Below are 372 nucleotides of genomic sequence, written 5' to 3'. Positions count from 1 at the left end.
GTGATACACGCAGCGGCGGCGCAGGGCTTCGTGCAGATCGCGTGTCCGGTTCGACGTCAGCACCACCACCGGCCGCTCGGCGGCGCGGACCGTGCCGCGCTCGGGAATCGAGATCTGGAAGTCGGAGAGGAATTCGAGCAGGAAGGCCTCGAACTCCTGGTCGGCGCGGTCGATCTCGTCGATCAGCAGCACGGTGGAATCCGGCGCGCGCAGCGCCGCCAGCATCGGACGCTCGATCAGGAACGTCTCGCCATAGATGTCGATGCTCTCATCCCCGGCTTGGCGGATCGCCAGCATCTGGCGCGGATAGTTCCACTCGTAGAGCGCGGCGGCCGCGTCGATGCCCTCGTAGCATTGCAGGCGGATGAGACG

At 66.7% G+C, this 372-nt stretch carries 1 protein-coding gene; it reads right to left on the bottom strand.

Features of this window, described 5'->3' with window-relative positions; translation table 11 throughout:
* Positions 1–372 (bottom strand): MoxR family ATPase (locus JHD07_RS39410; protein ID WP_291632033.1); only part of this gene is annotated, 372 nt, incomplete at both ends.

Origin of the sequence: Bradyrhizobium sp. (assembly GCF_016462955.1) — a bacterium.
Taxonomy (GTDB): domain Bacteria; phylum Pseudomonadota; class Alphaproteobacteria; order Rhizobiales; family Xanthobacteraceae; genus Bradyrhizobium.
This window is presented reverse-complemented; position numbering and strand designations above follow the sequence as displayed.